The organism is Desulfovibrio sp. 1188_IL3213 (genome assembly GCF_036763145.1).
Taxonomy (GTDB): domain Bacteria; phylum Desulfobacterota; class Desulfovibrionia; order Desulfovibrionales; family Desulfovibrionaceae; genus Desulfovibrio.
Genome location: NZ_JBAIYR010000003.1, coordinates 1 through 20,241, shown reverse-complemented (window position 1 = coordinate 20,241; position 20,241 = coordinate 1). Strand labels below are relative to the sequence as shown.

The window sequence follows — 20,241 nt, the reverse complement described above, 5'->3', positions numbered from 1 at the left end:
ATAGACTCTAAATATGGAATACGGGTAGCCGCGTCCTGTGTAACGGGGCGCGGCTGCTTTTGTACAGCTAAATTGTAGGAGGTCAAATTTATGAAAATGGTGAAGAAAAGCCTGTTGGCTCTTTTCTTATTCTGCATGTCCACAGTTCAGGTCCAAGCCGCGACAGGCGACATACCCGTACCGGATACTGTCAGCCCACAGTTACGGAAACTCATCAGCGCAGGCGCGCCCTCTCACTGGAACACCCATCCAAAAAATGCGGAGGAATGGAGAATATTTGTAAAAAGTTTTGCGGATTCGATGGAATCCATCCTGCCCGCACTGCGGGAGCAGATGGGCGTTACGGTCACGGCGGAGGCTATGGGCGGAGTTCCCGTATTCCTCGTCACCCCCAAAAATCTTCCAGAAGAAAACATGGGCCGGGTTCTTTTAAATTTTCATGGTGGCGGGTATGTGCTGGGGCCGGGCGAATCCGGCACCTATGAGGCCATTCTGGCGGCTGCCCTCTGCGGCTATTGCGTCATTATGCCGGATTACAGGATGGCTCCGAAGTTTCCATACCCGGCTGCCCTGGATGATGCTGCTGACGTCTATAGAGCGCTTTTGAAAACCACGCCTTCAGAAAAAATCGGCGTTTTCGGTACTTCCACGGGCGGCGGCATGACACTGGCACTGATTCTCCGCGCCAAGGCAGAAGATTTACCGTTGCCAGCCGCGATTGCCGCAGGAACCCCCTGGGCAGACCTCACGAAAACAGGCGACTCCTATTTCACCAATGAACATCTGGATAACGTACTGGTGAGCTATGAAGGCTGGCTTGGCGAGGCAGCAAAAGTTTACGCAGACGGCCACGATCCAAAAGATCCGATGCTGTCCCCCGTTTATGGAGATGTCAGCGGCTTTCCGCCAACGCTTCTCACTTCCGGCACTCGCGACCTCTTCTTGAGCAACACCGTGCGTATGCATATCAAACTCCGGCAGGCCGGAGTGGATGCGGATTTGATTGTTTTTGAAGGCATGTCACACGCTCAATATATGATGCTGCCTGATGCGCCTGAAACTATACTCCACTTTAAAGAGCTTGGAAAATTCTTCAAAAAATACCTTAAATAGCATTTATTACCAAGTATTACAATACAAAGGTGTTGTCTTCTTAAGCCTTGAAGAAGCGCTTCCCCATGTTGCAATAGCAGTATCCGAAGGTTACCTGCTCACGTTGTTTTTTCTTCTTGAACTCGAAAGGAAAAGCATAGGATCATGGTGAAAGATGCTGAATCCAGCCTTACAGAGCATGGCGTTAAGAAGGCGCACCTAGAGCAGATTAACTTTGAGAATGTATATTCTCAAAGTTTAAGGCACGCTCACTTCGGCGTTTAACCGCGCAGATAAACTGCGCTTACGCCTCCGTAGCGAACGTCTGCTCACGCAGCCTTCCGAGCAATTTCAAAGTGAAATTGCTCTAGCCCCTGCCCTGAACCGGGAATGCATGCTCCCGCTTTTTACCGCCGTCCGGTTGGATTGAATTTGAGGCCAAGAATGGCGGACAACCAACAGTTGAAATTTCGCAAGTTTTTGCTCAGAATGATAGGATATGCTGACTGTTGAAATCCAAAAAACTGCAACAAGCATTATCATATCTCGGACGCCCCATTATCTTGTGCGGATTTTTATGACGCAAAAAATGTTTCAGGAAAGAAGATAACGACATGTTTACTGAGTATGGCGAATTGAGCACAAAGCTGTATGAACTGACTAAGCCCGTTGGCTGCTCTATTAATGGTGATTTAGAGTATTATTATGAGCAACTGAAAGACACGAAAGGGAAAATTTTGGAAGCCGGTGTCGGCACTGGGCGAATAATGATTCCCCTGCTCCAAAAAGGATTAAAGGTAGAAGGTGTAGACATATCTGCTGACATGCTGAAGCAATGCAAAGCGAACATGCTGGCTGCCGACACAGCAGGCCACCTGTATCAAGAAGACCTTACAAACCTGAAGCTATCCCCCAAATATGAAAGCATAATAATGCCGACAGGGAGCTTCAGTTTGTTGGCGCGCGATCGTGTCAAGGAAGTATTGCGCTCTTTTTATCAGCATCTTGAAGAAGATGGAAAATTCATTGTTGATTTGGAATTGCCAGCAGAGTTTATTCCCAATAGCGTGTCAATAAGCCAGTTCCCCATTGATGGCAATTTTGGAATTCTATTTACCTCAACCTCTCAAAAGATAGATTGGCATCAACAAAAGACAAGCTTCATCCATCGATATGATCTGCTGGAAAAAGGTAAGATCCTGCAAACGGAATTATCAAACTTTGTGCTTTACTGGTACGGAATAGAAGAGTTTAAGCTTTTGCTGGAATGTGCGGGTTTTTCGTCCATTGAGTGCCAATCTGGGTACGGAAAGTGTCCTTCCTCTCCGCTTATGACCTTTATTGCAGTAAAATGACCATAAGAGTCTTTCTGGAACCTTGCCGTATCATAGTCAGTGCAAGTTCTCTTCATTTGATGTTGCGATTGGTCTGGACAGTGACTCATGCTCCGTTCATAAGCAACGCCGCTGAAAAGTACTTTGCAACGCATGTTCCAAAGCAGGCGTCTCAGCATCATCCCAGAAAAATTGATGAAGGCGCGGCTTACGACCTGTTTTTAAATGAATTGGGAAAATCAGGGGACAGAAATTTTCAACTCAGGAAATATCTATGTACAGAGACATGAGAAGAAAAGACCGGCAGATTTCTCATGAAGAAGCGTTGGAAATCTTGCAGAACGAGGAATATGGCTTTTTAGCAACAGTTGATAAGAACAACCAGCCCTATGTTGTACCATTGTCTTATGTACTTATTAAAAACGAAATATTTTTCCATAGCGCTTTTTCAGGGCAAAAAATCGACAATATAGCCAATGAAGAAAAAGTCTGTTTCAGTGTCGTAGGAAAAACTCAGCCCGTATACGATAAAAATTTTACCACATATTTTGAAAGTGTTGTTGTCTATGGCAAAGCCCGCATAATAGACGCCATTGATGTAAAAAAAGATGTTCTTTTTGAACTTGCTAAAAAATATTTACCTGATTGTATAGATATGGCAGAGGGAGCAATTAAAGGCTCCATATCAAGAACTGGCATTATCGCGCTAACCATCGACCACATTACAGGAAAGGCAAAAAGAAAAAAACTGCATCAGCAAGAATCAAATATCACCTAGCCTGCTCCCCACCATTTTAATTGGGGCGGCAGAGCCTGTCACGGTTTTGAACGGCCCCTGCCATCCCAGACTCCGGCCTTGCCAGTGGCCTATTTTCAGGTGAGCCTGCTTTGGGACTCGACTAGAGGAGCAAGTTTTTTGCGGTAGCATTACCCGCAAGGGAAAATAGCCCGCCGTCCACTGGCGGTTGATAGCGCCCGGAGCTTTCTATTTCAGAGAGTTCGCATATCAAAATCAGTGGCGTGCCTCATGTCTACCCTCACATCCCCGAGCCAAAGTCTTCCCGATTTTGCAGCGCTTGCTGAAAAGCTGCAATCAACTGCACAGGCTTTATTGGCCGTTAGCTCGCCTGCGGTCACGGAGCCGGACAACGAACCACCACCAGCGGGAAAAAAGACACCTCCGGAACTTCGTATTTTTCAAGTCCCCGGATTCATTGCTGACGAAGAAAAGGAAATGCTCGAACGGCTCTGCTCCAAACACGCACTGATGTCATAAGGCCAACCGCAACGGCACGAGATCCAAAAGCAAAAAACAAAGTCCCGCAAGGTTTTTGGAACCTTGCGGGATTTTCTGAAATTGTTAGATGGTGGAGGCGGGGGGAATCGAACCCCCGTCCGAGAACATTCCACACGAAGCATCTACAGGTTTAGGTCAAGTATGTATTTCACCGCGTTGTTGGCCCCTGACCAGGCGCAACGCAGCAATCTCGCCAGTAAACTCCTCGCGAAAAACCCCGGCGAGAGCCGGTTTTCGCCAGCCTGATACATGTCGCCAATCAGAGTTATCAGGCATGGCCCTGACTGGCGCGACCGTTAAACGGTCATTGCCTCGCTGTTATTAGGCAGCGTAAGCGTAGTCGTAATCGTTGTTGGCAATTACTTGTGTGCCGCTTTTTACGAGGCCAGCGGCGCCTCGACCTGCCGCTACGGTTTCCACGTCCCCGTCGAAACCAGTGCGCCCCCATTTCCTTGGGAAAGTAATATAAGACGGTTACTGCCGATTGGCAAGCTCAACGAACATAGAAATGTGAAAGAGAGCCTTTCAGACACATCCGGTAGCGGCTGAAAACAGTGGCGTCCACGTCGTCAGCATTGGCTTTCAACGCGCCCTGCGCCTGGGATGCAACCGACAGGCCATGCGCCAGAAGGGCCACCTTCGCCATGACGTGAAAATATTTCTGCAAGGCAGGATGTTCTGAAATAATGCGGCACAGTTTTTCTGCGTCCTGATCCTTACCTTCCACCACAAGGTCTCCGGTATGGGACAGATACAGTACCAGACGCTCATCAAAGTCAAGAGTCTGCTCTTTCATGCATGACTGAAGCTGCGCCATAAAAGCTTCCTGCATGGCCTCAAGCCTGAGCTCAATGGCATCAACAAGTCCGCTCCCCGAGCGCTCCAGGTCGTGCAGAATATGCAGGTTTGCATCATCAAGACATGCCAGAGGCTCACTGAGCGATGATCCGAAATACTGGTTATTGCCTGCGTCAGCTCTGCCGGACTGCATATGGAGCATGCTGCTTATCTGGTTTGGGCTTTCTGGTGTCACAGGCTCCCCCGGTAGGCTTGTGGTCTTTTTTGCCGTGTGTGGCTGCAATGCCGGGTATTAAGCAAGATAGATGCCAGAAAAAGTGAATTCATGCATAAGTCTAAAAAATATCAAGAGATACACATGTCCTCACGCAAACGGCTTGACTCTCCTCCCCTGCCCGGCAAAAAAACATCAGCTTGTCCGCAGGCAATTTGCCCGCAAGCGCAGCATAACGGCCGCCCCGCCAAGCAGTGTGCGCCTTTCGAGCACCTCTAAACCCATGCGGAAAACAAGTCCTTCCAGCCCCCCGGACTTCATAAATGCCGCTACGTGTACACTCTTCAGACCCGGCAGAAAATTCACCAATGCCGCTGCGGGCAGTTCCAGATTGCGCTCGGCGCACTTGAAGTCAACAACCAGCGTCTCCACAGCGGCAGCCAGAGCCAGGTGCAGCAGCGCTTCGGCCACGGCGGGCGGCAGGTAAAAAAGTCCATATGCCATGCGCACAAGGGGAACCGGATCATGGGACATATGCCGCAGCGCTTCCGGAGTGGCATTAAGCGGCGCGCCGGACGCCCCCGCAGGCCAGGGAACCTTTCGCACAAGCAGTTTTTTCGGAAAAAAAGGCGGACAATCGAACAAGGGAGGAAAAACAAAGGCTGCCGGGCCGCCAGACGACTCCACCGCCGCGTCCTCGTCTCGCGCGTCAGATGCGACTGCCGAAGCGGAGGCAGCAGGACTTTGCAGCACAGCAGAAGACGCGCGTTGCTCAGGCAAATGCTGCATCATGCCCTGCCGCCTATTTTTTCAAGCATTGCCCGGCGCACTTCGCCATAGGCCGCGTCAACGGGCAATCCCAGTAGAAGATTACGGGCGTGGCCGTCTTCCACAAACTGGCAGCGGCTGGACGCAAAATGCATGTCAAAAAACCATGTCCCCAGCAGCACGCGAAAATCATTGACGCTGCGCAAATCTGCATAGGCAGCCACCCGGTTTTCACTGGCCGCCCTGAGTACGGCCTCGGCATATAAACCAGGGGTATCGGGAAGGCTCAGCACAACGGTGGGATTATAGGGGCCGGGACCAGACAGGTGCTCGTCCATAACGCGCAAGATATCCAGCTTGTCTGAATCACGCACCACGTGGGCAGCCGCTGACATGGCCTCTGTCAGGCCCGGTGGCAACGCAAAACGGTTGTGCAGCCCTACCGCTGCCATCACAGCCTTGCGTGTGGCCGTAGCCTCGCCAATGAGGCGGCGTTCACGTTTGAGGACGCGCACCCCCAACTGTCCGTGGTTGCACGACTGGCTGTCCTTGAAGGTGTGATAGCGCAAATACTGCTCAAATCGACCGACGTCATGATACAAAGCTGCAAGCAGGCAGACCCGCCCCAGAGCCGGAGAAAACCTTTCGCCGGCCACGATGCGCTCCGCAGTTTCAAGCACAGCAAGGCTGTGGCGCAGTTTAAGAAGCATGGGGGCAACATCGCCGTGCTGCCTGGCCTCTTCTTTGGCGCACTGTGCAGCGGCATAGGCCATAAACCAGTCTTTGTGACCCGTTATATCGAGATGATCGCGGATACCGCGGACATCGCGCGCGTTGTCGTGCTGTTTTTTCATGTCGTTTCTGTACTCCCCCGCGCCGTGCAAATCAATGCGCGTCCCGCATGGCCCCGCTGTGCGCGCAGTTCTGCCAGATCAGCCCGAGTTGGCGCACGCCAGCCGCTTGAGAGGTCGGGCGGCTTTTGCTATAAGAAACGGCCGGGGGCTGTCAGCCCTCAGCACTACACATTCACAATCTTCAATTTCCTCTGTTTCCAGTCTTCCGGAGAGTTCATGTCCGATTTTGTTCACCTGCATTGCCATACCGAATACAGCCTGCTTGACGGAGCCATCCGCATCAAAGACCTCTGCGCCCGCGCCAAGGACTTTGGCATGCCCGCCTGCGCCATTACCGACCACGGCAACCTTTTTGGCGCTGCCTATTTTTATCAGGGCTGCAAAGAGTTTGGTATTAAACCCATCTTTGGCTGCGAAGTTTACGTTTGTCACGACCATACAGACAAGAAAACGGATTCTCCCCTTGCCCGCAGACGTCATCACCTTATACTGCTGGCGCAGAACAAGGTCGGCTACCATAACCTGGTAAAGCTTGTCAGCCACGGCTTTCTTGACGGTTTCTACTACAAGCCGCGTGTGGACAAAGTGCTGCTGCGCAAGTATTCTGAGGGGCTTGTCTGCCTTTCCGCCTGCATCGCGGGCGAAATTCCCAAGGCCATTCTGGCTGACGACATGGATCTGGCCCGCAAGCTGACGCACGAATATGCCGACATCTATCCGGGCCGCTTTTACCTGGAGCTTCAATCCAACGGGCTCAAGGAACAGGAAAAAGCCAATACCGCGCTTATTGAACTGGCCGAAACGTGCAACGTGCCCCTGGTAGCCACCAACGACTGTCACTACCTGAACGCTGACGACGCCGAGGCCCATGAGGTGCTGCTTTGCATTCAAACGCAGACCACTATGGACGACCCCAAGCGCATGCAGTTCGGTACGCACGAGCTTTACTACAAGTCCATAGAAGAAATGGAAAAATCTTTCGGCCATGTGCCGGAAGCCCTTGCCAATACCGCACGCATTGCAGAGACCTGCAATGTGGAGCTGGATTTCGGCAATCATTATTTTCCCGTCTATCAACTGCCCGAAGGCTCCAGCATGGAGTCCGAATTCCGGCGGCTTGCCGAAGAAGGCCTCGAAAAAAGACTGGAAAACCACCCGGATCGCGACCAGTTGGACCCGCAAGTCTATCGCGACCGCCTGCAGTATGAGCTGCGCGTTATCCTTGAAATGGGTTTTCCGAGCTATTTTCTTATCGTGCAGGAATTCATCAACTGGGCAAAAAATAACGACATCCCCGTAGGACCAGGGCGAGGATCCGCGGCAGGCTCGCTGGTGGCCTGGGCCTTGCGCATTACCAACCTCGACCCCATCCCCTACAATCTTCTGTTTGAACGCTTTCTGAACAGTGAGCGCGTGTCCCTGCCCGATATCGACGTGGACTTCTGCGAACGCCGCCGCGGCGATGTCATCAAGCACATGGTGGAAACCTACGGCGAAGGTTCGGTGGCGCAAATCACCACCTTCGGAACCATGAAAGCCAAAGGCGTCGTGCGCGACGTCGGCCGCGCCCTGGGCATGAGCTTTGCCGAAACAGACCGCATCGCCAAGCTGGTTCCGGCCGACCTCAAAATGACGATCAAGAAGGCTCTCGAAAGCGAGCCGGAACTGGAAAAGCTGTATCTTGAAGACCAACAGGTCAAGCACCTTCTTGATACGGCGCGCCGTCTTGAGGGCCTGGCACGCCACGCTTCCACCCACGCCGCCGGGCTTGTCGTTTCGGACAAGCCCATGAAGGAATACCTTCCTCTGTATCTCGGCAAACGCGGCGAACTTGTGACCCAGTTTGACGGTCCCATGACGGAAAAGGCCGGGCTGGTCAAATTCGACTTTCTGGGCCTCAAAACCATGACGCTTATCCAGGATACCCTGGATAACATCAGTCTTCAGGGGCAGACTCCGCCGAATCTCGACAACCTTCCGCTGACTGACGCCGAAACATACGAACTTTACGCACGGGGCGAAACCGACGGCGTGTTCCAGGTGGAAAGTTCGGGCATGCGGCAGTATTTGCGCATGCTGCGCCCCACCTGCTTTGAAGATGTCATCGCCATGCTGGCGCTTTACCGGCCCGGCCCTCTTGGTTCCGGCATGGTGGACGAGTTCATCAAGCGCAAACACGGGCAGGTTCCTGTCATCTATCCGCACGAGTCGCTTACCGACTGCCTGCGCGATACCTATGGCGTTATTGTCTATCAGGAACAAGTCATGCAGATCGCCCAGATCATCGCCAGCTATACGCTTGGCGGGGCCGACCTGCTGCGCCGTGCCATGGGCAAGAAAAAAGCCGAGGCCATGGCAAAAGAGCGCGTCACCTTTGTGGCCGGAGCTCAAAAAAATAATATCAGCGAAGAAAAAGCCAACGAAATATTCGACTTGATGGAAAAATTTGCGGAATACGGCTTCAACAAGTCCCATTCCGCCGCCTACGCGCTCATTTCCTACTACACGGCGTACCTGAAGGTTCACTACAAGGTCGAATTCATGGCCGCCCTGCTCACTTCTGAAATGGGCAACCAGGACAAGCTGCTCAAGTACGTCTCCTGCTGCAAGGATATGGGCATCGACGTGGTTCAGCCCTCGGTAAACCGCAGTCAGCGCGAATTTTCAGCTCATGACGGCAAGGTTGTTTTCGGCCTTGGCGGTATCAAAAACGTGGGCGATGAAGCCATCCGGGAAATAATAGAAGCCCGCCAGCAGGAAGAAGAATTTACCTCGCTTTTTGATCTGTGCTGCCGGGTAAATCTGCGCAAGGTTACCAAACGCGTGCTGGAATCCCTGATAAAAGGCGGAGCCTGTGACTGCTTTGGCGTGTCCCGGGCCGCCATGCTGGCCTCTCTGGATCTGGTGGTGGCCCGCGCTCAGAAGAAAGCCAAAGACAAGAATTCCAACCAGGTCTCCTTGCTGGCTATGGCCCCTGTGGCAGAAAGCGCTCCTCAACCGGGCATAGGCATAGACTGCCCGGAGGCCGACACTCCCGAAATGGCTGACGAGGACAAACTGCGCGCGGAAAAGGAAGCCCTGGGCTTTTTCCTTACGAGCCACCCCTTGCAACCCTACCTGCGCGAGATACGCCGTCTGGGCCTCACCACGCTTGAAGACGCGCGAGACATGTTCCCGGGGGCGGAAGTGCGCTGTGCCGTGCTTGTGACCAGCGTGCGGGAGGTTATTACCAAAAGCAAGGGAGAGCGCATGGCCTTTGCCGCGGTCGAAGACCTTACCGGTCATGCCGAGGTAACCTTTTTTCCACGCAGCTATGCCGAAATCCGCCAGATGCTGCACTCGGAACAGCCCCTTTGCCTGACTGCCCGCCTGGACAAAGAACCGGGCGACAATCGCGACACTGACGATGAGGGAGAAGAAGCCCCGCGTGAGATCAAGCTGCTGGGCCAGAGCCTGCTGCTGATGGCCGAATGCTGCGGGCTGAATGACACGCCGGTATGCGTACAGATTCCCCCCCACCGCATGGGGCGCCAAGACCTGCTGGCCTTGCGCAATATTCTTGAAAGCCACCCCGGCTCGGTGGAAACACATGCCCAGATATGCCTTGAAGGACATGTCTGCCACCTGCATCTGGACAATGCCCTCAAGGTCTCTCCCGGTCCCGACCTGGATAAAGCCCTTGCCGCCTGGGCTTCATAAGGTCGATTTACTCATGGTGAGATTTTTTGTCATTACGGGCTTTGGCCTGGCCTTTATCAACGGCTGGATCATCTGGTGGCTGTGGCGCGCGCTTCCCCATACGGGCTGGCTGCGTCCGCTTCTGTGCCTGACGGTAGCCACACTTGGCCTGTCCTTTCCCCTGCTCTACAAGCTGGGCGATGAATCCCTGGCTCAGGTCTGGCTGCTGCGGGCCGGCGCTTTCTGGCTCGGTATGGTTTTCTACGTCTTTTTGCTGGTGCTGCTCATGGATGCCTGGGGCCTGGCAAGCCGCCTGTGGCTTGACCCGCCAGCAGCCGGCGTTCCTCGCTGGGGCGCGGTGCTGCTGGTGGTGGGTCTGCCTCTTGCCGTTGGCTGCGCAAGCTGGCTTAACGCGGCCTATCCCGCTGTGCGGCACTATGACCTTACAATAAAAACAACCGACGCCATCCCCCCTGCCTACAAAAACACGCCCCTGACTCTGGGCGTACTGGCAGACATGCACTTGGGCCGCATCGTCACAGCCCCGCGCCTGGTGCGCGCCATGGATATGCTGGCCCCTTACAAACCGGATGCCGTTCTGTATCTGGGAGACATGCTCGACGACCACATCCTGCTGGATGTGGAAGCCGTGGCCGCAGCGCTGACCCGTGTGCAGCCGCGCCTCGGCCATTGGGCTGTACTCGGAAACCACGAGTACATATCCGGACCCATAAAAAACAGCCTGGACATCCTGCAGCGCAGCGGAATGCAGGTATTACGCGACCAGTGGCATGTTCTTGATGACGTGCTGGTGCTGGCCGGCAGGGACGATAGAAGCAAACCGGCCTTTACCGGCAGCCCGCGCAAAAGCCTGCCGGAGATATTGGCCGACTTGCCGCCCGAATACAAAAAGCTCCCGCTGGCGGTGCTGGATCACCAGCCATATTTTCTGGATGAAGCCCGTACGGCAGGCGCTGTACTGGAAATTTCAGGGCATACTCACTATGGGCAGCTCTGGCCTTTCCACTGGGTGGTGGAAAACATGTACGAAAATCCTCACGGCCTCTTGAGCAAAAAGGGCATGTATTCCCTTGTGTCCGCAGGCACGGGGGCTTGGGGGCCGCCCATGCGCAACACTGCGCGCCCCGAGGTGCTTGTGGTAAAAATCCACTTTGTGGAAGCTGCGGAGTAAAAAAGCAGAAAAAGCATCGGCCTTGCCCAATAAAAAAGGTTGCCATCGGAACGGGCCTACGCCTGTCCTGATGGCAACCTTTAACTTTACAGATCCAACGCCTGAAACATCGTTGCCCGCCGCGCGGGCAACGCATACGAACAAAGTCCGCTGCGGGGGGGGGCTTGTCTGCCCTGCTTTCCAGATACCTGTTTTTTACTCTTCCACTGCGGGACTACCCGTATCGGGCAAAAAGCCGTGCCTGATAAAGTGGTCCACCAGTCCGAAAACGGTTTCATTGCCGCAAAAGTTCCCAGAGGCAATGGCCTGCTTGTACGCGGGCAGATTGGCTTCGAAACGCCGCAGCAGATCAGGTTCAAGAGTGAGCATGTCAGCCTGCATTCCATAGCCGAGCCGCTCAATATACAGCGCATTGAAACGCTGCTCCACCATGGCCTTTAACGGCACGGTCAAAATGGGCTTTCCAAGGTAAAGGGCTTCGCCCATGAGGGTGTGTCCGCCCCCCTGGATCACGTAAGAGCAGCCTTCAAGCAGACGCAGAAAGCCCTCTTCGCTCTTGCGCATGAAGATGACATTTCCCTCCTGCCCTTCCGTGCGGTCATAACCGAAGACATAACAAGTCTTTCTGGTGGACGCACGCAGAAAATCCACCAGCTTGCGGTGTGTGGAATTGCTTTGATACACAAGCACATGCCCGTCATCGCGCGGGTTCAGGGCCAGTACGCTGTCGCGCAAAATGGGAGGCGCCACGCGCGCCTTGTACTGGGGCAATACCGGCGGCGCGTAAAAGGAGATAATAAGGTTTTCCCCGGTGGGGCGAAACAGATAGCGCGGGGTCAGTCCCTGCACAAAACTGTCCCACCACATATCGGGCGGCAGGTTGTGGCGGCAGCAGGTAATAATATGCTGGTGGTCCAGAGTCAGGCAGGGCAGCCCGGCCCGTTCCGCCGCGCGCGGCACGAAGTACTCCAGATCCGTCATGCAGACATCTGGCTTGAACTCGTCAATAAGGCGCGAAACCTGTTCGGTGTACCGCTGCCTGTGCCAAAGCAGCGGTATGGCTTTTTTAATGGTGGCAGCCATATCCACCTTATAGTTTTTGAACACCGTACCCAGGTTGGGCAGACGGCGCACCGCAAATTCCGGCTCAAGAATTTTGGGCGCATCATCATCCGCCACAAAAAGAAACTCGTGTCTGCCCAGACGACGGGCAATGGTCAGGCCGCGCATGGCATGGCCGTGTCCCGTGCCGTGAATGCCATAAAGAACGCGCGCCATACTTTTCCTTTTTCTTTGAAACAGTTTGTTGTTGAAATACCGTTCCGCCAGCAAGGGGCCGTGTTCCCAGGCTGCCTGCTTTGCCCCGATACCCGGAACATACATTTTGCCAACCTCGCGACAATAACAAGCCGCAAGCCGTGCCGTCAATGTCATGCCCCAAAGCCCCTGGCGCAACCTCTTGACGGTACTGTCTTTTATTCTCTACCATCAGGCAGACATGCATGGCACAGTCCTATCTGTGACCACAGCTTTTCAAAGGCCGCACTACCGCCTTCAGAACACGTAATGTTAAGCTTTAAAATGTATGTTCGCAAAGTTTTTACGAGGCTCGCAGCGGTGATTGCAGCGGCAATGGACCACGCTTGCACCTGCGCAGCAAACGCCTGCTCACGCGGCCGTCAGGGCAATGTTAACGAATATCCCTCTGAAATATCGGACACTATTTGACCAAACGAGGCAGTCATGAATATACGCAAAATACGTGAAGATCTGGGCCGGGCAAAGGCCAGCTGCATGCGGCGCGATCTTTTGCGCGCTCTTTATCTGACCATCTCGGCCTTGAGGGAACTGGGCGGCCAGACCGCCCCCACCGATCTGCGGGGCGACATCCGTACAACAGTGAACGCCCTGGCCTCTGACCCCGGCCTTGTGGACCACCTCCCTCCCAACGTGACCTACCAGCCCGGCAACGAAAAAGATCTGCTTCAGATTTTTGCCAAAACGTATAAGGCATTCAAGGATCACGACGAACAGGAAGATTATGAAACCACCTTGCAGCGCAAGCTCAACATTGACCGCTGGATCAAGGATGGGAAAAAATTTCTTGAAGAAGGCCGACCTTCAGATGCGGATGCCTGCTTTAACGAAGCCATAAAGTTTTACAAGGATGAGCAGGCTATTTTTACCGTCATGGCCAAAGCCATGATGGACGCCGGGGAATACGTGCGCGCAATGGGCCACGCGCGCAATGGGCTGAAGGAAAATCCGCAGGATGAGGAATTGTTGCGCCTGATTGACGAATGCGCCCGTCTGCGCCCTCAATCCTGACAAAGACAGATGGCCAAGAGAACACCTGCCCGCCCCTTTCTGCTGTCAGATCTTGTTTTTGGAGCAACAGTTTTTCAGGAGAATGCCTGTTTCGCTGTTTGAACTTCAAGTCAAAAAAAGGCGATAATTGACTATCTTCTATAAAATCGACATGTTCCACTGCCTATCCGTCCACACGCAAACGTACTGTGAAAAATATCACCAAAGAAAAAATGTAATACCCGCTTCACAACACCTTTTAATGCTGTTATAAATCACAACAATGCCTGTGTCTCAAACTGTCGATCCGGTATTGTCCGGTTCGGTTGCGTTGTTAATGTTCGCCATATCTGGGGGGCTGCGTTGCAAAAACGTTATTTTGCAGTTGCCGTTTTGACGTGCATTCTGGCCGGAATTGCCGCGCTGGGATATTTGCTGCCGACAGACAAGGAAGCCGTGCCAAAACGTATTCTGCTGCAGAATACCGGCGGCGCTGTGGTTTTTCAGCATGCTGACCATGCCTACGCCTATAATGTGCCATGCGAGACATGCCATCACGAAAGCCCGGAAAAGCGCCTGGAAGTGCAGGCATGTAAATCCTGTCATGGCGTGGACTTCAATGAGTCTTTCCGCAAAAAACACGTGGCGCAGTTCAACGACAATGCCGCATGTGCCACCTGCCATCACTACGAAGTGGGCGTCAAGAAATGGGGCCACGAACGACACTATGAAGAGCTGGGCCTCGACTGCCGGGAATGCCACCACAAAAATACCGACATAGAGCCTGAACCGCAAAATTGCGCCGACTGCCACTCGTCCGGCGTTCCGGGCGGCAAGCCCGCCGAAAAGGGCACCCCCCCCAATCTGGCCGATGCCGTACACGCCAAATGCATCACCTGTCATGAAGACATGTTTGCAGACAAGCCCAAGGGCTGCGCCAACTGTCACAGCATGAAGGCTGTACGCGACATGCTGCCCAAAACAGGCCTGGTCAAGCTGAACCCCCTGCAAACCAACTGTGCCGTATGCCACGGGGTCACTGCTGAAAAGCTCATTCCCGGAGCTATGGACGCCTTCCACAAGCAATGCATGGGCTGCCATGAAAAGCTTGGCAAAGGACCTTTCCACAAGCAACAATGCGGCCAGTGCCATACTGGCAAGTGAGGCGGGGATGAAAGAACTTTTTCAGGTAATCAACGACCCCCGGTTTCACCTGCTTTACGGGGTGACCCAGCGTTTCAGCCCCGGACCGCAGCCGGACAGGGTGCGGCTCAATCGTGAAAATTGCAAACTGGCTGATGGCGTTACAAAAAAAGCGCTTGTCTATCCTTACAAACTTTTGGCCGAACATTCTTCACCCCTGAAAGGGGACGTATTCTCGCCAATTTACGGCAAGATCAGCGAAGTAAGCCAAAGCAGCATCTTTATTGACGCCATTGAACCGGATGAAGATCTGCGTCAGGCCGCCGAAACCGTGCAGAAAACAGACCTGCTCTCCGCGCCGCAGCGGGGTGAGGAATTGCGGCCATTGCTCAAAAGCCTGGGCCTGAATACCAAATCTCTGGGACAACACTGCGACACGCTTATTATCAACGGTCTGAATCCCGACCCCGGCGTAACCTGGGCCGAACCCATGCTGCTGGCACATCAGGAAACCCTGCGCGATGGCCTTGCCCTGCTGCGCCGCCTCTCGCCCGCAAAGCGCATTCTGCTGGCGGTTCCCAAAGAAATGCGGCTGCATCACAGCGATATTGAAGTGGCGCATGTGCCTTCGCAGTATCCGGCCAGTGTCAACGCCCTTGTCATCAAGGCCGTAACCGGGCAGGAAAACCCTGAAGGCGTAGGCATTGTCGGCCTGCACAATGTCTGGAGTCTGGGGCGGGTGGCCCGAACCTGTCTGCCCCTTGTGGAAAGCGTGGTCACCATCGGCAACTGCGAGTATTCAGGCAACTACATCGTTAAAGACGGCAGCCTGATCGGCCAACTGCTCGAATTTTCTCACATCACCCTGCACAATGGGGACACCCTTGTCCGTGGCGGCCCCCTGCGGGGTGAAAGCCTTGAAAAGCTTGATCGCAGCGTTACCCGCGGCTCAACAGGCGTTTTTGTTGTCGAGGCGGGTACCATCCCTCCCATGAAAGGCCACAGCCCCTGTGTGAACTGTGGTGCCTGTGTGCTGATCTGCCCTGCCAGGCTCAGTCCGAGCATCTTGAGCCGCAATGCCGAATTTGCCCTGCACGAGCGCAACCTGGACGAGCATATCGGCTCCTGTCTTGAGTGCGGCCTGTGCGGTTACGTCTGCATCGCCCGCAGGCCGGTTCTGCAATACATCCGCCTGTCCAAGTTCAAACTGGCGGAAGCCGCGGCAGCCAGGGGAAAGGCCCTGGCTGCCGATGAGGCTCTGGGCATGATCGCCGCCGACAACGCCGAGGCTTCAGCCGAAGCCGGAACCAATAACAGGGCTGCCCGTGAGCAGCGGGGAGGCAACTGATGTCATCTGCTTCATCAGGCTCTGTTCTGCTTGCCATGAGCGTTCCGTCTTTCTGGCACTGCGGACGCACCATTCGCAAGTACAGCCTTTTCACCATTCTCTGCTGTTTGCCGGCTGCGGCCATGGCTGTCTGGAACTGGGGATTGCCCGCCCTTCGGGTCATGTCTCTCAGCATCGCCGCGTGTGTGGTCGCCGAAGCCCTGTGCGAAAAAATCATGGGCCGGCAGATAGAAGTAGACGATTTTACCGCCGTATACGCGGGACTCATTTTCGCATTTCTGTTGCCCGCCGATGCGCCCTGGTGGCTTGTCATTCTTGGGGCGGTTATCTGCGTCACCCTGGGCAAAATGGCTTTCGGCGGCCTTGGGGCCAACCCTGTCAGCACGCCGCTTGTGGGCTGGGCCGTTCTGGCGGTGTCCTTTCCCATACTTATGGATCCCAACGCCGTACAGCTCAGCACGGACTTTGTTGACCCCCTGGTGCGCCTGAAATTTTTCGGCGCTGCCGGTGCCGACGCCATTCCCCTGCTGGACCTGATTATGGGCAAACAGATCAACGGTCTGGGCGCGGGTCAGGCGCTTGGCCTTTTTGTGGGCGGCTCTTTCCTTTGCGCCACCGGCACGGTGCGCTGGCAGATCAGCCTGGGATTTTTCCTAGGCGTTGCCGCGCTGGCTGCATTTTTTCATATGTCGGATCCAGCGCATAATGCTTCCGCCTTTTTCCACCTGTGTACCGGGTCGGTCATGCTTGGCGGTTTTTTCATGGCTACCGAAATGGGTACCACTCCCCTGCGTCCGCTGCCCATGTTTCTCTACGGCCTTACGGGGGGGCTGCTGGTCATGATCATCCGCAAGTACGGCGTCTGGATCGATGGCGTTCCTTTCGCCATTCTTCTGTCAAACATGCTGACCCCTTATCTGGACATGATACGCCCCAGACCTTTCGGAGGTAGCCGCTCATGATAGCCATAGTACGCATGGTGGTCGTGCTGTCTGTTCTTTGCGGGCTTTCGGGCTTTGCCCTTTCCTATCTTAAAATGATCACCGCCACGGCCATTGAGGAACAGGAACTGACCTACGTGCAGGGACCTGCGCTCAAGAGGGTCTTTACCCAGGCTGAAAATTCGCCCATTGCCGACAGGCGCGGCTTTACCCTTGCCAGTGGAGAAAAGGTGACGGTTTTTCCGATCATGAAGGGCGGCAAGCTTGTGGGCGTTGCGCTGGAGAATTTTGGCAAGGGTTACGGCGGCCCCATTGGTGTCATGGTTGGCTTCAATACCTCTGACGACACCCTTGCGGGCGTGGGCATGACAACCATGAAAGAAACTCCGGGGCTGGGCATGCGCGTGGCAGATCCGGGCTTCACCACCCAGTTCATGAATGCGGCCGCTCCGGTGAGCCTCAAAAATCAGGGCGGAAAAATCGATGCCGTTTCAGGCGCAACCATTTCCTCTGCCGGATCAGTGGAGGCTGTGAACAAAGCAGCCCAAGCCTACATGGGCCTGAAGCCTGAAATTTTCAAAGCCTGGGCTAAATAGCCGCTGGCATACGCATGGAGCCTCCATGAGCATACTGCAAGAATTTACCAAAGGGCTTTGGAAGGAACTGCCGCCGTTTCGTCTGGTGCTGGGGCTTTGCCCCACCCTGGCTGTGACCAACTCTGCCGACAACGGTCTTGGCATGGGCGTGGCCGTCATTTTTGTGCTCGTGCTTTCCAACATGCTCATTTCCATGGTGCGCAGCATTATTCCCAAAACAGTGCGCATCGCCTGTTTTATAGTCATTGCCGCTTCGCTGGTGGTCGCGGTGGAACTGCTCATGCAGGCATATGCCTACCCGTTGTACCAGCGCCTCGGCATCTTTGTGCCGCTTATCGTGGTCAACTGCATAATTCTCGGCCGGGCCGAAGCCTTTGCGGCCAAAAACGGCGTGGCCGCGTCCATTGCCGATGGCCTTGGCATGGGACTGGGCTTTACCCTGTCGCTGACCTTTCTCGGCTCATTGCGGGAAATTTTCGGCAACGGCACATGGTTTGGACATGGCGTCATGTGGGAAGGCTTTGAGCCCATGCGCATCATGATCCAAGCCCCGGGAGCCTTCATCTGCCTCGGTCTCATACTGGCGGCCATGAACATGTACAACTACTGGAAAGCCGGCAAGGGCAAAGCTGTGCCTGCGCCGCAGGGCGGCTGCGGCTCCTGCGGGTGCTGTTCACTGGAACGGCGCGAAGATGCCCGATAACAGATCGAAATGTATCGATTTTGTACTGCTGAAAGCGCACTGGAGAAAAATACCCGGCAGTGCGGCCACGGCAACCGCAGGAACAGCGAGACTGCCCCAGGCAGACGCGATCTCAAAGCGAAACCGCTCTAAAGGCACAAGGATAGCGCATGGATATTTTCGCCATCTTTATCTCGGCCATTTTTGTCAACAATATCGTATTGGCCCAGTATCTCGGCAACTGCCCGTATGTGGGCTGTTCCAAAGAAAAAGGCGTGGCTCTCGGCATGGGCGGCGCGGTGATTTTTGTTACCATTGCCGCCACGCTTTGTACCTGGCTCATGCAGAAATATGTGCTCGACCCTTACGGGCTGGGATATCTGCAGACAATCGTATTTATCGTGGTCATTGCAGCATTGGTGCAGTTTGTCGAAATGTTTCTCAAAAAGATCGTGCCACCGCTTTACGCCGCCCTGGGCATTTTTCTGCCGCTCATTACCACCAACTGCGCGGTAATGGGTGTAGCCATTCTGGTGCAGCGTGAAGGCTATGGCCTCATGGAGTCTCTGGTATGGGCCCTGGCTTACGGTCTTGGTTTCACTCTGGCATTGCTGCTCATGGCAGCCATTCGCGAAAGACTGGATACCTGCCGTCTGCCCAAAGCCATGGCAGGCACGCCCCTGGCTCTTGTCATGGCGGGACTTATGTCACTGGCTTTCATGGGCTTTAAGGGGATGGGGTAAAGGGCGGCCAGCGCACAGCCTGCCCCTGACAGGGCATTGGTGCGCTCTTGCGGCTGATCGGTCAATTCTGCTGTACGGCAGCTACGTTAGACGGGGACGGAACTATGGTCTTTGTATCAATTTTGACCCTCTTTGCCTTGGGCCTTGCGGCCTCCATCATTCTGGCCGTGGCCTCGCGGGTTTTCTATGTAAAGGAAGATCCGCGTGTCGAAGCCGTGATGGAAGCCCTGCCGGGAGCAAACTGTGGCGGATGCGGTTTTGCCGGTTGTGAAGGATACGCCGTTGCAGTGCTCAACGATCCCAACATCGCAGCAAACAAATGCTGTGCCGGCGGACCTGAAGTAAGCATTGCCGTGGGCGAACTCACCGGTAAAACCGTAGCCGAAGCCGAGCCGCTGTACGCCCTGCGCCGCTGCGACAAGCAGGCTGGGCAGGTTGGCGCCCGCTATGAATATCAGGGGTTGCCCTCATGCGCCGCAGCTTCACTCATGCGGGGCGGCACGGACTGCTGCGCCTTTTCCTGCATAGGATACGGCGACTGTGTGCAGGCCTGTCCGTTCAATGCCATGCGCATTGTCAACGGTCTTGTGGAGGTCGATCAGGACAAATGCACTGGCTGCGCCACCTGTGTGAATGTGTGTCCGCGTGGCGTTCTGGAAATGACCCCCTTGCGGGCCAGAGTTGCAGTCTACTGCAATACCCGCGAAAAACTCCGCGCGGTTTCCGATGTATGCAAAGTCGGCTGCATCAAATGCCTCAAGTGCGTGAAAGCCTGCCCGGCCAAGGCGGTGAGCATGGTCGATGACCGCATTGAAATCGATCATCTGCTCTGCCTGTCCTATGGGCCAGCCTGCCAGGAGGCGTGCGTAGCCTCCTGCCCCAGACACATTTTCAGATACACCCGGCCGGTTCAAACCGCAGAATGCGGCCAATCTGGCTGTAATACGCAGGCAAACACGCCCCTTGCGGCTCCCGTACCCGATCAGAACGTCTCCCAGGCACAGCCTGGGGCCTGAGTGGAGGCAATAATGTCCAGCTTTTCGAGCCGCCGTCATTTTCTTCGTTTCGCGCTTTTGGGCGCGGGCATGCTTGGGGCCGCCCCGCTGCTTAGCCTTGCGCCTGCCGCTGCATCGGCGCAAACGCGCGACAGTGGAGAAACATATACCCGCACTGCCCTGTTTATGGGAACGCTGGTTACCATTACCGTGGCTGGCACTCCTGCCGCACAGGCCGGTGATGCTGTGAGCGCCGCTC

18 protein-coding genes, 1 other RNA gene and 1 pseudogene are annotated in these 20,241 nt (G+C 54.7%); 15 read left to right on the top strand and 5 right to left on the bottom strand.

What is annotated here, in order from left to right:
- Positions 1 to 90 precede the first annotated feature (90 nt).
- The 4 genes from V6C16_RS00540 (at position 91) to V6C16_RS00525 (ending at position 3,702) form a co-directional block, all read left to right on the top strand.
- Positions 91 to 1,113 carry an alpha/beta hydrolase fold domain-containing protein gene (locus tag V6C16_RS00540; protein WP_333542713.1) on the top strand — a complete coding sequence of 341 codons (1,023 nt, stop codon included), beginning with the start codon at positions 91 to 93 and terminating at the stop codon, positions 1,111 to 1,113.
- Positions 1,114 to 1,706: 593 nt separating this feature from the next.
- Entirely contained in the window at positions 1,707 to 2,447 is a 741-nt protein-coding gene (locus V6C16_RS00535) for a class I SAM-dependent DNA methyltransferase (RefSeq protein ID WP_333534559.1), read from the top strand.
- Positions 2,448 to 2,700: 253 nt separating this feature from the next.
- Complete coding sequence (locus tag V6C16_RS00530; RefSeq protein ID WP_333534558.1) at positions 2,701 to 3,204, top strand: pyridoxamine 5'-phosphate oxidase family protein; 504 nt, start codon at positions 2,701 to 2,703, stop codon at positions 3,202 to 3,204.
- A 249-nt stretch (positions 3,205 to 3,453) separates the two neighbouring features.
- The gene (locus V6C16_RS00525; RefSeq protein ID WP_333534557.1) at positions 3,454 to 3,702 is read left to right on the top strand and encodes a hypothetical protein; all 249 of its coding nucleotides are present in this window, start codon (positions 3,454 to 3,456) and stop codon (positions 3,700 to 3,702) included.
- An 89-nt stretch (positions 3,703 to 3,791) separates the two neighbouring features.
- On the opposite strand, the gene ssrA is transcribed toward V6C16_RS00525, so the two are convergent.
- The 4 genes from ssrA to V6C16_RS00505 form a co-directional block, all read right to left on the bottom strand.
- Positions 3,792 to 4,169, bottom strand: a transfer-messenger RNA (tmRNA) gene (gene ssrA / locus V6C16_RS00520).
- A 47-nt stretch (positions 4,170 to 4,216) separates the two neighbouring features.
- Positions 4,217 to 4,714: a hypothetical protein gene (locus tag V6C16_RS00515; protein WP_333534556.1), complete on the bottom strand. Its 498-nt coding sequence runs from the start codon at positions 4,712 to 4,714 to the stop codon at positions 4,217 to 4,219.
- 216 nt (positions 4,715 to 4,930) lie between these two features.
- Positions 4,931 to 5,527, bottom strand: coding sequence for a hypothetical protein (locus V6C16_RS00510; protein ID WP_333534555.1), 597 nt, complete (start codon positions 5,525 to 5,527; stop codon positions 4,931 to 4,933).
- Complete coding sequence (locus tag V6C16_RS00505) at positions 5,524 to 6,357, bottom strand: HD domain-containing protein (protein WP_333534554.1); 834 nt, start codon at positions 6,355 to 6,357, stop codon at positions 5,524 to 5,526. The genes V6C16_RS00510 and V6C16_RS00505 overlap by 4 nt, the downstream gene beginning before the upstream one ends.
- Before the next feature lie 216 nt (positions 6,358 to 6,573).
- Here V6C16_RS00505 and dnaE point away from each other — a divergent pair, with 216 nt between their 5' ends.
- Both dnaE and V6C16_RS00495 read left to right on the top strand, forming a co-directional pair.
- Positions 6,574 to 10,056: a DNA polymerase III subunit alpha gene (gene dnaE, locus V6C16_RS00500; protein ID WP_333534553.1), complete on the top strand. Its 3,483-nt coding sequence runs from the start codon at positions 6,574 to 6,576 to the stop codon at positions 10,054 to 10,056.
- Between the two features lie 13 nt (positions 10,057 to 10,069).
- Positions 10,070 to 11,227: a metallophosphoesterase gene (locus V6C16_RS00495; protein ID WP_333542712.1), complete on the top strand. Its 1,158-nt coding sequence runs from the start codon at positions 10,070 to 10,072 to the stop codon at positions 11,225 to 11,227.
- A gap of 195 nt (positions 11,228 to 11,422) precedes the next feature.
- Here the strand turns inward: V6C16_RS00495 and V6C16_RS00490 are convergent, their stop codons facing one another.
- The gene (locus V6C16_RS00490; RefSeq protein ID WP_333535081.1) at positions 11,423 to 12,505 is read right to left on the bottom strand and encodes a glycosyltransferase family protein; all 1,083 of its coding nucleotides are present in this window, start codon (positions 12,503 to 12,505) and stop codon (positions 11,423 to 11,425) included.
- Between the two features lie 465 nt (positions 12,506 to 12,970).
- On the opposite strand from V6C16_RS00490, the gene V6C16_RS00485 reads away from it, so the two are divergent.
- From V6C16_RS00485 to V6C16_RS00445, 9 genes and pseudogenes are all read left to right on the top strand, one after another.
- Positions 12,971 to 13,555, top strand: coding sequence for a hypothetical protein (locus V6C16_RS00485; protein ID WP_333535080.1), 585 nt, complete (start codon positions 12,971 to 12,973; stop codon positions 13,553 to 13,555).
- Positions 13,556 to 13,990: 435 nt separating this feature from the next.
- Entirely contained in the window at positions 13,991 to 14,698 is a 708-nt protein-coding gene (locus V6C16_RS00480) for a cytochrome c3 family protein (protein ID WP_333535079.1), read from the top strand.
- A 7-nt stretch (positions 14,699 to 14,705) separates the two neighbouring features.
- Positions 14,706 to 16,025 carry a 4Fe-4S dicluster domain-containing protein gene (locus tag V6C16_RS00475; protein ID WP_333535084.1) on the top strand — a complete coding sequence of 440 codons (1,320 nt, stop codon included), beginning with the start codon at positions 14,706 to 14,708 and terminating at the stop codon, positions 16,023 to 16,025.
- Positions 16,025 to 16,987 carry an RnfABCDGE type electron transport complex subunit D gene (locus tag V6C16_RS00470; RefSeq protein ID WP_333535078.1) on the top strand — a complete coding sequence of 321 codons (963 nt, stop codon included), beginning with the start codon at positions 16,025 to 16,027 and terminating at the stop codon, positions 16,985 to 16,987. Before V6C16_RS00475 ends, V6C16_RS00470 begins: the two co-directional genes overlap by 1 nt.
- Positions 16,984 to 17,562 carry an RnfABCDGE type electron transport complex subunit G gene (rnfG, locus tag V6C16_RS00465; RefSeq protein ID WP_333535076.1) on the top strand — a complete coding sequence of 193 codons (579 nt, stop codon included), beginning with the start codon at positions 16,984 to 16,986 and terminating at the stop codon, positions 17,560 to 17,562. Before V6C16_RS00470 ends, rnfG begins: the two co-directional genes overlap by 4 nt.
- A gap of 25 nt (positions 17,563 to 17,587) precedes the next feature.
- The gene (locus V6C16_RS00460) at positions 17,588 to 18,265 is read left to right on the top strand and encodes an electron transport complex subunit E (protein ID WP_333535075.1); all 678 of its coding nucleotides are present in this window, start codon (positions 17,588 to 17,590) and stop codon (positions 18,263 to 18,265) included.
- Between the two features lie 149 nt (positions 18,266 to 18,414).
- Positions 18,415 to 18,987, top strand: coding sequence for an electron transport complex protein RnfA (locus V6C16_RS00455; protein WP_291441562.1), 573 nt, complete (start codon positions 18,415 to 18,417; stop codon positions 18,985 to 18,987).
- Positions 18,988 to 19,091: 104 nt separating this feature from the next.
- On the top strand, positions 19,092 to 20,003 hold the full coding sequence (gene rnfB, locus V6C16_RS00450; protein WP_333535073.1) for an RnfABCDGE type electron transport complex subunit B: 912 nt from the start codon (positions 19,092 to 19,094) through the stop codon (positions 20,001 to 20,003).
- 12 nt (positions 20,004 to 20,015) lie between these two features.
- Positions 20,016 to 20,241: pseudogene (locus V6C16_RS00445) on the top strand (FAD:protein FMN transferase); the annotation flags it as partial.